This is a genomic window from Kribbella sp. NPDC051587 (assembly GCF_044453945.1).
Classification (GTDB): domain Bacteria; phylum Actinomycetota; class Actinomycetes; order Propionibacteriales; family Kribbellaceae; genus Kribbella.
Genome location: NZ_JBITDE010000001.1, coordinates 1 through 14,506 on the forward strand (window position 1 = coordinate 1; position 14,506 = coordinate 14,506).

The following is a 14,506-nucleotide window of genomic DNA, read 5'->3' on the forward strand; positions in this document are numbered from 1 at the left end:
CGGCCGAAGCCGAAGCTGACTACTATTCACAAACCCGCGACGACCGACCAGTCGTCCACACATAACCGAGGGTGCATCAAACCCGGGACGGTTCATCCACCCCGCCGACGCACCTATCGCACGTCGGCTGGCAGGTGCACGGGTCCTCGCCTGCAGCGACCACACAGCTGACGACCACCTTCGCACTGACGCAACTCAACACCTGCCCGCACATCACCCCCACTTACTGACCTCCGCACCCACCACTCCGCCGGAACTAGAAGTGCCAACCGTGGGCGGGGCGACAGGTGCGAGTCCTCGTGCGCGAGGAACGGAGAGGCGACTGGCACGTTGGGACTGATGCAATTGGCAGTCAGCGTGCACGTGACCTACCCGCCTGCTCGCTTCTTACCTAGGGTGTTTGGCCGCATGCCGGTCTTTTAGCAAGCCGTCTGCGACGCTCATGGCGTCGGATCACCGGGGCACGCACGGCGGCGATGCAGACTCCTCATCCGCCTCACCCCACGGATCGAAGTCAGGCGTCTCGCTCAGCGTGAGGCGCCTGGGCGGATCTGGTGGCAGATCCTCTCCCCAGATAGCGCGCGTCGCCGCACGAATATCCGTTGCCGCCAGCACCGAACCCTCACCATCACCACCACCCTCGCCACTCCCAGCCCGGCTCCAACCGCTGCCGTCAGCCGCGCCCACTCCATTCACTCCACACTCATCCACGCCACGTTGATTCACGCCAGGCTGACTCACGCCGAGCTGCTGCATACCGGACCGATCCGTCCCGAGCTGATCTGTCCCGAGCTGATCCATGCTGGACCGATCCGTGCTGGGTTGACTGGAGCCGAGCTGAGCCGTGGTGGGCTGATCAGTGCTGGGTTGACTGGTGCCGAGCTGAGCCGTGGTGGGCTGATCGGTGCCGGGTCGAACCGTGCTGGACCGATCGGGGCTGAGGCGATGTGCGCTGGGCTGACCGGTGTTGGAGTCGCGTGTGGGGAGATCGTTGGTGCCAGACGCGCAGGCTGCGGCATCGGCACGTGCGGCGGCGGAGGGCGACCTGGGCGCGAACCCTGCAGATATTTGGCGTCGACGCGACGGTGCTTCCGCCCAGCTTGGTCTCGCAACCTGGGCTTGGCCGTTGGTGATGGTGACGGTCCATTTGCCGGCGTGGAGGTCTACGTGGTGGATGCGGCAGAGCAGGACGAGGTTGCTGACGGCTGTGATACCGCCGTCGATCCAGGAGATGAGGTGGCGTGCGTCGCACATGACCGGTGGAGCGCCACAGACGACACATCCACGGTCTCGGGTGTTCAGGGCGTGGCGCATTCCCTTGGTGACAAGGCGTTCGCATCGTCCTACGTCCAGCGGTTCGGATTGGGATCCGAGTACGACTGGGATGATCTTGGCGTCACAGGCCAGCATCCGCGCGGTCGAGGCTGACAGTCCTGCACCGAAGACAGTGTCGGCGATGGAGTTCGCGGTGGGGTTCTTCAGGTCTTGCCAGTCGATGGTCACCACCAGCGTGGCCTTCGCTCCGAAGCCAGGTACCCAGTTGTTCGCCATCACCGGCCCGACGGTGGACGTCGCGGCGACGGTCGCGCAACGCTCAGCTTGCACCGCAGCACCGCCACCGGTTTCAGAGCTCAAGCCGGTGTCCGCGTTGCAGCCAGTGATTGTGTCGAAGGCGGTGTCTGCGTCGAACAGGGCGCCGCCGTTGAACGGGGTGTCTGCGGGCAGGTCTTCACCCGGCGACGGTGCGGTGTGCGCGTGGGCCTCAGCCGTGTCCGCGTCCACGTCGGCGCGCGCGTTGGCGTCGGGCTTGCTAGCTGAACCGGCCGAGTCGGGCGGTAGTGCGGCCGGGTCCGACGTAGCAGTGGCACCGGTACGGGTCGTCATATCCGGCGTGGCCGATGTAGTCCCTGTGTCCGCCGCAGGCGATGCGGTCTGCGCATTCGGCGCGGCCGATGCAATCCTCGCGTCCAGCGCGGTTGGCGCGTCCAGCGCGGTCTGCACGTCCGGCGCGGCCGACGTCCTCGTGTCCGGTGCGGTCTGCACGTCCGGGGCTGCCCCTGCTGCAGTTCTCGTGTCCGCCGCAGCCGATGCGGTCTGCACATTCGGCGCGGCCGATGCAATCCTCGCGTCCGGCGCGGTTGGCGCGGCCGAGGTAGTCCTCGTGCCCGGTGCGGTCGATGCGGTCTGCACGTCCGGGGCCGCCGCTCCAGTCCTCGCGTCCGCCGCAGTCGGCGAGGTCGGTGCGGCCGATGCAATCCTCGCGTCCGGCGCGGTTGGCGCAGCCGATGTAGTCCTCGTGTCCGGTGCGGTCGATGCGGCCTGCACGTCCGGGGCCGCCACTGCAGTCCTCGCGTCCGGCTCAGTCGGCGAGGTCGGCGCGGCCGATTTAGTCCTCGCGTCTGCCGCGGTCGGCGAGGTCGATGTGGTCCTCGCGTCCGGAGCGGGCGATGCGTCCGGGGTGGTGGTGGCGTTTGGCGTGGGCGTTTCGTTGCGGGTGGTTGGTGTTGTTGTCGGTTGTGGTGCGGGTTTCGCGGTGGTGGTGGTCGGGTTGGGGGTGGGGTGGAGGGCGGCGGCGTCGGTGGTTGTGGTGGCTATGCGGACGGTGGTGGAGAGGGCGTCTGCTCGGCGTTTTTCGGCGGAGCGGGGGTCTCGTTGGCCGTCGGGGGTGCGGTGGGGGCGGGCGAGGGTGTGGATGGTGGAGGTGAGTAGTTCGGCGTTGTCGTTGGCTAGGTAGCCGTAGATGCGGACGCCGTGGTCGTCGGGGATGAGGGTGAGGCGTTCGCGGGCGTAGGCTTTTTGTTCGGCGGGTTCGGGGCCGTCTTGGTCGAGGATGTCGCGGGCGCGATGGGCGGCTTTGCGTAGTTCGGCGGGTGCCATGTCGCGGCCGATCTTCACGAGTTGTTGTTCGGCGACGCGCAGGTTGTCGAGCGGGACGGTGTCGGGGACTTTTTCGAGCATGGACACGATGACGGCGGCGCGCTCGGGTGAGAGTGGTACTTCGGGTGGGAGGGTGCCGTCGGGGATGGGCACGGGAGTGCTGGGGTTGGGTAAGGCGTCGAGGACGGCTGCGTATTTGGGGAGGGCGCGGGCGAAGCGGACCAGGCCGTGGGCTTTGTGGGGGTCCATGCGGTATCGGAGGGTGAGGAGTTCGGCGGTGGTGCGGGCGCCGAGTTCTTCGGCGTGGCCGGTCTCGTCGACTCGTGCGATGCGCGTTACGCGGGCGGTCTCCAGGCGGGCGATCTCGGCGTCGATCGAGTCGATGTCGGCCAGCGCTTCGCTGCCGCTCATCGACCAGGCCGGTCGCGCACCGAGAAGGTCCATACCGACAACTCTAGACACCGCCTCCGACAGTTTTCAAAGCCGGAACCCCTTATTTTCAAGGAAAATAGTTATCCACAGATCTACAACGTCGCACTAGTTGCCGGTAGCAATGACTCTAGTTGGGTGGGCGGGAGGTGAGTGAGAGATGGTTGTCGGGGTTGGTGAGGGCTAGGGCGCCGGCGGTGTTGGTGGTGGCGGTGCGGGTGGTTTGGTGGGCCAGGAGGTCGAGAGTTCTGGGAGCGGGGTGGCCGTAGTCGTTGTCGCGACCGGCGGAGATGAGGGCCAGGCGGGCTTGGGTGGCGGCGATGAAGGCCGGGTCTTGCTGGGCGGAACCGTGGTGCGGGACTTTGAGTACGTCGGCGCGGAGGTCGGCGCCGGTGGCGAGGATGGCCCGTTGAGACTCGGGTTCGAGGTCGCCAGTGAGCAGGAGCCGGAGGCCGGACACCTCGACCATCATGGCGATGCTTGCGTTGTTCTCCGGAGAGCCTTCGTCTGTTGGGGTTGCGGAGGATGTGCCAGGTGGCGGCAAGGCCGGGACGCGCGCGGGCCAGAGGGTTGTCCAGGTGAGCTGACCGACGACTCGATTCTCTTGGTAGGTGACGGTTCGGACTGGGACACGATGCTGGGCTGCCAGGTCGGTCACTCGGCGATACTCCGCGGGCGGGGAGTAGTACGGCGTCACCTCCACTTCGTCGACGCGACGATCACTCAGTACGCCGGCCAGCCCGCCGACGTGATCGGCATGGAAGTGCGTGAGCACGATGACAGGGATGTAATCGATCCTGAGGTCGCGGAGACAACGGTTCATCGCGGTCGGGTCGGGTCCGGTATCGATGACGACTGCGCTTCGCTCGCCGGCTCGCAGCACGAGGCCGTCGCCTTGGCCGACATCGCACATCACGAAGATCCAGTCCCGCGGTGGCCAACCGAATGAGCCGACAGGGCGCAGTACGGCGAGGGCCAGCACCAGTACGGCGAGCAGCATCGCGAGTGGACGGGCGAGGATGCGATGGAGGCTGAAGACGAGCGCAATGCAGAGCACCGTTAGTACGGCGACGCCTACTGCGGTGGCGGGCCAGGGATTGGCGGCGCCGGGGAGGTTGGCGCCTTGGCGGGCGATCAGGAGGATCCAGCGGGCGGGCCATCCTGCTGACCAGCCGATGAGTTGGGCGAGGTCGGTACTGATCAGGGCGACGCCGGCTGCGGCGAAGCCGAGGATCGTGGCTGGGCCGACGGCCGGTCCGGCGAGGAGATTGGCGCCTACGGCAACTAGTGATACCTCACCCGAGAGCCAGGCGACTACCGGCGTACAGGCGAGTTGGGCGGCTAGTGGGCAGGCGATGGCTTCGGCGAGCCAGGTGGGGAGCCAGTTGGCGAGAGCGTCACGCCAGCCGGGACCGAGTAGGACGATGCCGGCGGTGGCCAGGACCGAGAGGGCGAAGCCTGCGGATCGGGCTAGTGAGGTATCGATGAGGAGCAGGACGATGACCGCGACCGAGAGGCTGCGGACCGCCCGGCGACGGCCGCCGCCGCTGGTCATGGCGGCCAAGGCGATCAGGCCCATCGCGGCTGCGCGGAGGACGCTGGGTTGTGGGCGGGCGAGGATCACGAAGACGACGACGGTCATGACGCCGACCGCTGTCAGGCCGCGGGCGCGGACTCCAATCAGACGGGCGCAGGGCAGGACGAAGGCGAGAAGCAGGGTGAGATTCGTGCCGGAGACTGCTGAGAGGTGGGTGAGGCCAGTGGTTTTGAAGTCTTCGGTGAGTTCGTCGGACAGGGTGGACTCGTCGCCCATCACGAGAGCTGGGACCAGACCGCGGACGTCGGGTGGTTCGTCGGCGACTGCCGCGCGGAGGCCGGCGCGAACTCGCTCGGCGGCGCGGAGCCACCAGGCTGGTTCTGCCAACGGACGAGGTGGGGTGCGGATGGAGAGTGAGGCTGCTACGTCGTCGCCGTCCTGCACAGCGTCGAGACGACCCGTCGCTGCGATCCGCTGTCCGTAACGGACGTCGCGCCAACTCTCGCTCGCGATGACGAGCACGGGTGTCCGGACACGCGTGCGCTGGGTGCTGTTGTTGGGAGGGAGCTGGTCGCCTGGTCGGGAGTTGGCTGCGGGTGTCTTGGGACGGGAACGGACTTCTTCGACGGTTGCGTGCAGGACGACGTACGGCGGGCGGTGGGTGCCGGGGCTGCGGCGGACGATGGGATCGCTGTCCAGCTTGAGGTGTACGTCGACGGTGGTGGAGTGCGCCGCGAGCGCGCGGATCGGGCCGGTGCGGAGGCTGTGTGTCTGAAGCGCTGCCGCCATCGCCATGCCGGTCACCACCACGAGCACCCCAAGGAGCGCCCACCCACGCCGCGCGACCGGGGACATCAGACGGATTCGGACAGCGGTTAGGACGGCGAGGGTGAGGGTTATGGCGGCGGTGAGGAGGCTGATGGTGGGGCTGTGGGCGACTAGGAGGACGGCTGTTAGCCAGCCTGCTGCGGCTGGGGCGAGAAGGCGGGCGTCGAGCTGGATGTCCGAACCGGTGGGATCGGGGTCAGATGCGGACATGGGGTTTGAGGGAGTCGAACTTCTTGGGGCCCACGCCGGGGACTTCTTGGAGTTGGTCGACGGTGGTGAAGGGGCCGTTCTCGGTGCGGTAGTCGAGGATGCGTTGGGCCAGGACAGGGCCGACGCCGGGGAGGGCGTCCAGTTGGGCCGCGGTGGCGGTGTTGAGGTTGAGAGGTGAGTTGGCGGCTGAGGTGCCGGGTGAGGTGGCGGCTGGGGTGGTTGGTTGGGCGGGGAGGCCGACGAGGATCTGCTCGCCGTCGGTGAGTTGGCGGGCGAGGTTGAGGGAGCTGAGGTCGACGCCGCGGAGTGGGCCGCCGGCGAGGGTGAGCGCGTCAGCGACTCGGGAGCCGGTGGGCGCGCGGACGAGGCCCGGGCGGCGGACCTTGCCTGCGACATGAACCACGAGAGTGGTCTTGCTGGAGGGCGTGCCCGAAGCTGAGGGCTGGGCGACGGGTGAGCCAGAGCTGACTGCCGTGGGTGGACGGGCGTCGGGAATGGGACTTGGGCGGGCGCGGACCACCGAGCAGGCGGCCCAACCGAGGCCGATCAGGAGGACAGCGGCGAGGACCAGGACGTGGCGGGCAGAGAGTCTCCAGCGGGTGGAGCGGATGGTTTCGGGGATCCAGCCGGGCATCGGGCGTCACTCTCCTCCGGTCGAGGCGCCGCGGGGACGGCGTTGTCGACAGAGAAAGTACGAGTTTCCGCAACTGCCGGAACCAGCAATCAACCGCCTGTGGAAAACCCGGAGCCGGCGTTAGACCGGTGAGACCACCACAGCGAGCATTCCGGGGCCGACATGCGCGCCGATGACGGCACCTACTTCGCGGAGGACGATGTCGCCGGCCAGCGGAAGGCGGTCGGTGAGGCCGTCGGCGAGGGTGTGCGCCTTCTCGAGGCTGGCCAGGTGATGGACCGCGAGGTCGACGGCGGTTTCGCCCGCCCGCTGGACGGCGATGTCGGCCAGGCGAGCGATCGCGCGGCTCGACGTACGGACCTTCTCGAGCGGCACGATGCGACCGCCCTTGATGGTCAGCAACGGCTTCACGGCGAGCGCCGTACCGAGGAGGGCTTGGGCGGCGCCGATCCGGCCACCGCGGCGGAGGTATTCGAGCGTGTCGACGTAGAAGTACGACGAGATCGTCGCCATCCGGGCCCGCGCGGCGGCCTCGACCGCAGCCTGGTCCTCCCCCGCGGCTGCCGCGGCTGCGGCGGCGAGGACTGGGAAGCCGAGGCCCATGCCGAGCGAGCGCGAGTCGACCACGCGTACCGGGATCGGTGACTCCTTGGCGCCGATCATGGCCGCCTCGAAGGTGCCGGACATGTCGCCGGACAGATGGATCGACACGACTGACTCGGCCCCGGCCGCGGCACAGGCGGCGTACGTGTCGGCGAACGTCTGGGGCGCCGGCCGGCTGGTCGAGACCGGCGTGAAGGTCTTGAGCGCTTCCGCGACCGCGTCGGCCGAGGTGGCGCCGTCGTCGTACGACGTCCCGCCGATCACCACCTGGAGCGGTACGACGGTCAGCCCGTGCCGGATCACCTCGTGGGTCGACAGCCCGGCCGTGGAGTCGGTGACGACGTGCACGCGGGCTGACATGTGGCGAGGTTACCGGACAGTTTTTGTCGGCGCGCGGTGTCAGACTCGGGAAGATGAAGGAAACAACGGAGGAAGTCAGCGGGTTGCAGGCGCTTCTCGATGCCTCGATCGGGCGGTCGACACAGCACCTGCGCAACATCATCACGCCTGAGCGAGAGCTCAACGCCGAGGAGCTCATCCAGGTCCTGACCGGCATGTGCACGCTCAATCTGGCGACGGTCACCAAGAGCGGTGAGCCGCGGATCAGCGCTGTCGACGGACATTTCCTGCACGCGCGGTGGGTGTTCACCACGGCTGGGTCGGCGGCCAAGGCCAGACATCTGAAGGCCAGACCGGCGGCCAGTCTCGCGTACGTCGACGGCGAGCGGCTCGGCGTGTTCAGCCACGGTCAGGTGGAGTTCCTGACCGGCGAGCACCCCGACTTCGACGAGATCGAGGCACACCTGGTCGCGCATTACGACAGCTCACCGTCGAGCTGGGCACCCGACATCGTCTACGCGAGACTTCAGCCCACCTGGATGGTCGGGTACGCGTTCGACAAGGCGGCCGTCACAGACAAAGTCACAGACCAAGCGGCGTCACAGACCAAGTGAGGTGAAGGCCGACCCCTCCGGCGGCCTCCACCCCACTCTGTGCTGACTCCCCCTGGATGTCAGCCAAGTCCGTGCCTCGCCGGGCTACTCCCCGTGCCGGTTCCGAAGAACCGGATCGACCGCGAGCCCGTCGAGGTCCCGGGAGGCCCCAGCGGCCAACCCGCCGGCGGGTGACCAGACCCACCGGCTTCCCCGTGTCGACCGGACCGGCACTCGTCCCCTGTGTCGTGTGCCCGTCCGTTGCTGGGACCTCGCCCCGGGTGCGGTGCCCTGACGGTGCACGGCAACCGGTTCGAGCAGGACAGATCCGCACTCGTCAGCACTCCGGAGCTCTCGACAGCCGGTCGGCGCCCCCACCAACCGGCCACCGGATGCCCTCCGCGTCGCCTTCTCCGAACTCGACGGCAACCCGGCGTTCGTCCGTGGCCTCACACGGATCACCCGCCTTTCGCTGCCCTGTGCCGCTCGGTGTCGGACTCTGCTTCGTGGAACCTGCCCTACGGCTGTAATCCTCGTCCGGGCAGCTATGTTCGGACGAGGCAGAAAACCCGGCAGTTACCCGGCAGCTTTAGCGGTTCAGCGTCACGAAAGTGAAGCGAGTACGTCCGCGGCCAACTCCTGTACGGCGGCCGCGGGATCGGGCTTCGGCCACCCGGACGCCTGGGTGGCGCGCTCACAGGACTCCTGCAGGACCGCCCAGGCGGTCGGCAGCATCGGCGGGTCCATCGTGCGCTGCCAGGCCAGCAGCTGCCCGCACAGAGCGTCGCCGGCCTCGTTCCTACCGAGTGCATGCAGGACAGCGACCGCTTCCGGCAGGACCTGCAGCAGGTAGACGACCCGCCCCTCGGCCAGCAGCCGGCTGACCGCGTCCCGGATGCAGAGCCGGGCCTGCTCGGCCTCCCCCGCCGCACGGGCCAGCCTGCTGCGGTAGAGCATCACCAGGTAGTCGAAGTACCCACGGTGGCCACGGATGTCCGCGTCGGCCTGGTCGAGCAGCCGCCGCGCCTCGTCGTACCGGCCGTCGTGGAACTCGACCATGGCCAGGCAACCTGCCACCTTGGTTCGTTCCGGGTCATCTGAGGCTTGGACGGATCGGGCGAGCTCCGCCCAGCGCCGCGCCTCGGTCACGTTCCCCAGCTCGAGCTCGACCCGGCTGAGCGCCATGTAGGCGATCTCGTCCGGATAGACCCCCGGGTTGACCAGTGCGGCCTCCCACGCGAGCAGCAGCTCCTTGGCCTCGGGCAGACGCCCCCAGCGCAGCAGAGCGAGCCCGCAGATGGCCTGCACGGTCGCCGACCGCTGTACGTCGCCGTGCTTGCGGGCGTCTTCGACCAGCGCGGGGATCTCGGCCAGGCTCTGCGTGTCCAGCAGATGCGAGCCGGACGACACCCAGCCACCGCGGGCCACCAGGCCCATCTCCGTCTCGCCCGGGATCAGCTGCCGCGCCTCACCGTAGTGCCGCCGGGCCTCGTGCACGTCGCCGGTCAGGTTGGACAGCCGCCCGGCGATCGCCCGCAGCATGCCGCCGACTTCCTTGTCCGTGACGTTGTCCGCGCAGACAGTGGCCCAGCGGATCCCGCTCTCGGCCACACTCGCCTGGTACTGCCAGGCGATCCGGAACCCGAGCACGATCCGCGCCGCGACATCCCACTGCCCAAGCGCGGCCGCACGCTCGAGCGCCACCTCGAACAGCGCCGAGTTCGCGTTCGCCGCGCGATAGCGCCGGTCGCGATCGGGCGAGGACCAAGCACCCTCGAGCCCCGCGACGTACGTCGTACACCACTCAACAGCGCGGTCCTGGAACTCGGTCAGGTCGTCGCCCTGCGAGGACAGCCCGGCGTACGCGTGCTCCCGGATCGTCTCCAGCATCTTGTACCGAGCACCGTACAGCTGCTCGAACTCATGCACCGGCTGCAGCAGCGACTTGTCCACCAGTTCGGCCAACAGCATCGGTACGTCGGCCGCGTCGATCGGGAAGCCCGTGCACACCCCGACCACCGCGTCGAGCGTGAACGGCGACCCGAGCACCGAAGCGCGGTACAGCAACTGGCGAGCCGCATCCGAAAGCGCGTCGACGCTCCATGCGATCGTGTCGGCCAGCGTGCGCTGATGCGGCGCCCCGAACCGGCGCGGCCCCGACAGCAGCCGGAACCGGTCGTCCAGCGCCGCCAAGATCGTCTCCACCGACAGAGACCCGGCGCGGGCCGCTGCCAGCTCGAGCGCGAGGGGCAAGCCGTCCAGCCGCCGGCACAACCGCGCCACAGTCCGCGCATTCGCTGGAGTCAGCCGGAAGTCCGGCCGCACCCGCGCCACCCGGCGGCTGAACATCTCCACCGCCGGACTGGCCGCGATCTCGGCGAAGTCCTCGTCGTTCGACGGTACGCCGAGCACCTGTACTCGCCGGACCACCTCGTCGGGCAGCCCGAGCGGGATCCGCGACGTCACCAGCACACCGACACCCGGGAAGCTCCGAACCATCCGGTTCGCGACCGTGGCGACTCCGTCGAGCACATGCTCGGCGTTGTCCTCGACGATCACCAGGTCCCCCGGCTGCCGGCCGGACAGTACGTCGTCCAGGTCCGACGTACCCGGCGCAGTCCCGAACGCGTCCAGGATCGCGGAGGTGACAGCGGCGTCGCGCTGGACCGTGGTCAGGTCGACGACCACCACTGTCGTGTCGGCCCCGGAGAACCGGTCAGCCGCAGCAAGGGCCAGCTCGGTCTTGCCGACGCCGCCCGGGCCGACCAGAGTCACCAGCCGGTTCTGCTTCAGCAGCGTCTCCAGCTCCAGCAGCTCATCCTCGCGGCCGACGAGGCCGTCCGGGATCGGGCGCGTGCCGCGCCAGCGCAGACCGGTCGGAGCGGGGTCAGCAACCGAGACGACCGCTCGAGGTGCCGAGCCGCGCCCGGCAGCAGCCAGGAAGCGCTCCGCATCCTTCGCACCCAGGCCGAGACCTGCGCTGAGCAGCCGGACGGAGTCCTTGCGGGGGCGAGCCACCCGACCGGCCTCCAGCTCGCGGATCGTCCGCACACTCAGCCCCGCGCGCTCGGCCAGCTCCTCCTGCGACAGCCCCGCCTGAACCCGCAAGTCGAGCAAGAGGTCGGCAAAGCTCCGCCCTCGGCCATCCGTGTCCGACAAAGCCCGTCACCCCCAAACGTTCCCGACACAACATAGCTTGAGCGGGACGTTCGCGTCGGGCCGACCGGCGTGCGGGACGGCGACCTGGATCACACCAAGTCGTTGCGCCCAGCAACCATCTGCAAGAGAAAAGCGATCTTCAGGCGGAGGCGCGTGCCGGTACGTCGTCGGTCGCGTAGAGGGCGAACACGCTGTCCCAGTCGTCACGCCGGGCCAGCGCCTCGGCATGGCCGAGCTCGGCGTTCAGCCGGCTACCCCTGCAGATGCCCTGGGTCGCGCGGTTCAGAAGTTCGGCGCAGTGATCACGCAGGGTATCGAGGGCTGCCATGGCATTAGTGAAGCGGAGCCGTGTTTCGCCTACGTAACGGTGCGGGCAACGCCACGATAAGTCACTAAGTATTAACCTGCGAGGAAAGACAACCGCACCTGGCGCTCCGGGTTGTCGACGTTGGTGTCGACCAGACAGATCGACTGCCAGGTGCCCAAAGTCAGCTGTCCACCAAGCACCGGGACGGTCGCGTACGGCGGAATGATTGCCGGCAGCACGTGGTCGCGCCCATGGCCCGGCGTACCGTGCCGATGCCGCCACGCGAAGTCCCGGGGCAGCAACTCCTCGAGGACGCGGAGCAGGTCGGTGTCGCTGCCCGCGCCGGTTTCCAGGATCGCCACTCCGGCCGTCGCGTGCGGCACGAAGACGTGCAGCAACCCGTCGCCACGACCGGAGACGAACTCCTCGCACCGGCTCGTGAGGTCGAGGACGACCTCACGAGTTCCGGTCCGGACCGCAATCAGTTCAGAATCCATCAGGCAGGAACGATGTTGACCAGCTTGGGTGCCCGCACGATCACCTTGCGGGTCCCGCGGCCGTCCAGCGCCTTCTGCACCGCGTCCGAGGCCAGGGCCAGCTGCTCCAGCTCGGCATCGGTGATGTCCGGGGCGACCTCCAGCCGGTCCTTGACCTTGCCGGCGATCTGGACGACACACGTGACGGTGTCCTCGACCAGCAGCGCCGGGTCGACCTTCGGCCAGCCCGCCTTCGCGACGGTCGGCTCGTGGCCCAGCTCCTCCCACATCTCCTCGGCCGTGTACGGCGCCACCAGGCTCAGCAGGATCGCGGTCGTCTCGACCGCCTCCCGCACCGCCGGGTCGGCCGCACCGGGGCCGGAGTCGATCGCCTTGCGGGTCGCGTTCACCAGCTCCATGACGCGGGCGACCACGACGTTGAAGCGCATCGAGTCGATCAGCTCGGCCGCGTCCGCCACCGTCTTGTGGGTGACCCGGCGCAGCGCCACATCACCCGTCGACGGGTCGGTGCCCACGGGCGACTCGACCGCACCGGCCAGTCGCCAGGCCCGCTGCAGGAACTTCAGCGCGCCACCCGGCGACATGTCCGCCCAGTCGATGTCGTCGGCCGGCGGACCGGCGAACACCATCGTCAGCCGGACCGCGTCCACGCCGAACTCGTCCAGCTGGTCGCCCAGGTTGACACCGTTGCCCAGCGACTTGCTCATCGCCTTGCCCTGGTTGACGACCTGGCCCTGGTTCAGCAGCCGGGTGAACGGCTCGGTGACCTTCAGCAGGCCCATGTCGTGCAGCGCCTTGACGAAGAACCGCGCGTACAGCAGGTGCAGTACGGCGTGCTCCTTGCCGCCGACGTACTGGTAGACCGACATCCAGCGGTCGGCCATGCCCGGGTCGAACGGTCCCTCGGTGTACTCCGGCGACAGGTAGCGCAGGAAGTACCAGGAGGAGTCGACGAACGTGTCCATCGTGTCCGTGTCCCGCTCGGCCGCACCACCGCACTTCGGGCAGGCCACTTCCACCCAGTCGCGGGCAGCGGCCAGCGGGGAGACGCCCTTCGGCGACAGGTCCGCACCGCGCAGGTCGGGCAGCTCCACCGGCAGCTGGTCGTCCGGCACCGGCACCTCGCCACAGGCCGGGCAGTGAATGATCGGGATCGGCGCACCCCAGAAGCGCTGCCGGCTCAGCAGCCAGTCGCGCAGCCGGTAGTTGATCGTCCGCTCGCCCAGACCCTTGCTCTCCAGCCAGTCGATGGTCCGCGACTTGGCCTCGGCGACCTCCAGCCCGTCCAGGTTCAGCTCGGCGTTCGAGCTGTTGATGGCCGGTCCGTCACCGGTGAAGGCCTTGCCGTCGAAGTCCGCGGACGGCTGGACGGTCCGGATGATCGGCAGGTCGAACTTCTCGGCGAACTCCCAGTCCCGGCTGTCCTGACCGGGCACGGCCATGATCGCGCCGGTGCCGTAGTCGGCCAGCACGTAGTCGGCCGCCCAGATCGGGATCCGCTGCCCGGTGACCGGGTTGACGGCGTACGAGCCCAGGAAGACACCGGTCTTGTCCCGGTCGGTGCTCAGCCGCTCGATCTCGGTGGTGGCCTTGACCGCACGCAGGTACTCGTCGAAGGCGCCCTGCTGATCCGGAGTGACCAGCTCGGCGGCCAGGTGGGCGTCCGGCGCGACCACCAGGAAGGTGGCGCCGAACAGCGTGTCCGGACGGGTGGTGAAGACCCGAATCGGCTCGTCGCGCCCCTCCACCTGGAACTCGGCGAACGCACCCTCGGAGCGGCCGATCCAGTTGCGCTGCTGCAGCAGGATCTCTTCGGGCCACTGCAGCTGGTCCATGTCGTCCAGCAGCCGCTGCGCGTAGTCGGTGGTCTTGAAGTACCACTGGGTCAGCTCGCGCTTGGTGACCTCGAAGCCACAGCGCTCACACCGCCCCTGCACGACCTGCTCGTTGGCCAGCACGGTCTGGTCGTTCGGGCACCAGTTCACGTACGACGCCTTGCGGTACGCCAGCCCACGCTCGTAGAACCGGGTGAACAGCCACTGCGTCCACCGGTAGTACTCCGGGTCGGACGTGTGCAGCCGCTTGGACCAGTCGAAGCTCATCGCGTAGCGACGGATCGACTCGGCCTGCGTCTCGATGTTGGCGTAGGTGTAGGTCGCCGGGTGCTCGTTGCGCTTGATGGCCGCGTTCTCGGCCGGCAGCCCGAAGGAGTCCCAGCCGATCGGGTTCAGCACGTCGTAGCCCTGCTGGAACCAGTAGCGCGACAGCACGTCGTGCAGCGCGAACACCTCGGCGTGACCCATGTGCAGGTCGCCGGAGGGGTAGGAGAACATCGTGAGCGCGTAGCGCCGCTCGGCCGAGCCGTCGTCCTTCGCCTTGAAGGGGTCCAGCTTCTCCCACACCGGACGCCACTTGGCCTGCATCGCGTTGAAGTCGTAGCCACCCCGGTCGATGGGGGTGTCGTCCACCTGCTCGCTCACGGTCTTACTCTCC

Annotated in this window: 9 protein-coding genes; 1 reads left to right on the forward strand and 8 read right to left on the reverse strand. The window is 68.5% G+C overall.

The window, feature by feature from the left end; translation table 11 throughout:
* Positions 1 to 453: 453 nt before the first annotated feature.
* The 4 genes from ACIA49_RS00005 to ACIA49_RS00020 all read right to left on the reverse strand — a co-directional run bounded on the left by ACIA49_RS00005 (position 454) and on the right by ACIA49_RS00020 (position 7,478).
* Positions 454 to 3,321, reverse strand: a complete 2,868-nt coding sequence (locus ACIA49_RS00005; protein ID WP_396374831.1) for a DUF222 domain-containing protein — start codon at positions 3,319 to 3,321, stop codon at positions 454 to 456.
* Positions 3,322 to 3,436: 115 nt separating this feature from the next.
* The gene (locus tag ACIA49_RS00010; protein WP_396374832.1) at positions 3,437 to 5,881 is read right to left on the reverse strand and encodes a ComEC/Rec2 family competence protein; all 2,445 of its coding nucleotides are present in this window, start codon (positions 5,879 to 5,881) and stop codon (positions 3,437 to 3,439) included.
* On the reverse strand, positions 5,868 to 6,515 hold the full coding sequence (locus tag ACIA49_RS00015; RefSeq protein WP_396374833.1) for a helix-hairpin-helix domain-containing protein: 648 nt from the start codon (positions 6,513 to 6,515) through the stop codon (positions 5,868 to 5,870). The genes ACIA49_RS00010 and ACIA49_RS00015 overlap by 14 nt, the downstream gene beginning before the upstream one ends.
* A 120-nt stretch (positions 6,516 to 6,635) precedes the next feature.
* Positions 6,636 to 7,478 carry a DegV family protein gene (locus ACIA49_RS00020; RefSeq protein ID WP_396374834.1) on the reverse strand — a complete coding sequence of 281 codons (843 nt, stop codon included), beginning with the start codon at positions 7,476 to 7,478 and terminating at the stop codon, positions 6,636 to 6,638.
* 53 nt (positions 7,479 to 7,531) lie between these two features.
* Between ACIA49_RS00020 and ACIA49_RS00025 the strand changes: the two genes are divergently transcribed.
* Entirely contained in the window at positions 7,532 to 8,071 is a 540-nt protein-coding gene (locus tag ACIA49_RS00025; RefSeq protein WP_396374835.1) for a pyridoxamine 5'-phosphate oxidase family protein, read from the forward strand.
* A 582-nt stretch (positions 8,072 to 8,653) separates the two neighbouring features.
* Here the strand turns inward: ACIA49_RS00025 and ACIA49_RS00030 are convergent.
* From ACIA49_RS00030 to leuS, 4 genes are all read right to left on the reverse strand, one after another.
* Complete coding sequence (locus tag ACIA49_RS00030) at positions 8,654 to 11,209, reverse strand: ATP-binding protein (RefSeq protein WP_396374836.1); 2,556 nt, start codon at positions 11,207 to 11,209, stop codon at positions 8,654 to 8,656.
* A gap of 139 nt (positions 11,210 to 11,348) precedes the next feature.
* Complete coding sequence (locus tag ACIA49_RS00035; RefSeq protein WP_396374837.1) at positions 11,349 to 11,537, reverse strand: hypothetical protein; 189 nt, start codon at positions 11,535 to 11,537, stop codon at positions 11,349 to 11,351.
* A gap of 71 nt (positions 11,538 to 11,608) precedes the next feature.
* Positions 11,609 to 12,013: a YjbQ family protein gene (locus tag ACIA49_RS00040; protein WP_396374838.1), complete on the reverse strand. Its 405-nt coding sequence runs from the start codon at positions 12,011 to 12,013 to the stop codon at positions 11,609 to 11,611.
* Positions 12,013 to 14,493, reverse strand: a complete 2,481-nt coding sequence (leuS, locus tag ACIA49_RS00045) for a leucine--tRNA ligase (RefSeq protein WP_396374839.1) — start codon at positions 14,491 to 14,493, stop codon at positions 12,013 to 12,015. Before leuS ends, ACIA49_RS00040 begins: the two co-directional genes overlap by 1 nt.
* Positions 14,494 to 14,506: the final 13 nt, after the last annotated feature.

What these genes read in the sequence shown, in the direction of transcription:
- ACIA49_RS00015 (WP_396374833.1), bottom strand. Translation starts at nt 6,515, where the DNA reads ATGCCCGGCTGGATCCCCGAAACCATCCGCTCCACCCGCTGGAGACTC.
- ACIA49_RS00025 (WP_396374835.1), top strand. Translation starts at nt 7,532, where the DNA reads ATGAAGGAAACAACGGAGGAAGTCAGCGGGTTGCAGGCGCTTCTCGAT.
- ACIA49_RS00005 (WP_396374831.1), bottom strand. Translation starts at nt 3,321, where the DNA reads ATGGACCTTCTCGGTGCGCGACCGGCCTGGTCGATGAGCGGCAGCGAA.
- ACIA49_RS00040 (WP_396374838.1), bottom strand. Translation starts at nt 12,013, where the DNA reads ATGGATTCTGAACTGATTGCGGTCCGGACCGGAACTCGTGAGGTCGTC.
- ACIA49_RS00035 (WP_396374837.1), bottom strand. Translation starts at nt 11,537, where the DNA reads ATGGCAGCCCTCGATACCCTGCGTGATCACTGCGCCGAACTTCTGAAC.
- ACIA49_RS00020 (WP_396374834.1), bottom strand. Translation starts at nt 7,478, where the DNA reads ATGTCAGCCCGCGTGCACGTCGTCACCGACTCCACGGCCGGGCTGTCG.
- ACIA49_RS00010 (WP_396374832.1), bottom strand. Translation starts at nt 5,881, where the DNA reads ATGTCCGCATCTGACCCCGATCCCACCGGTTCGGACATCCAGCTCGAC.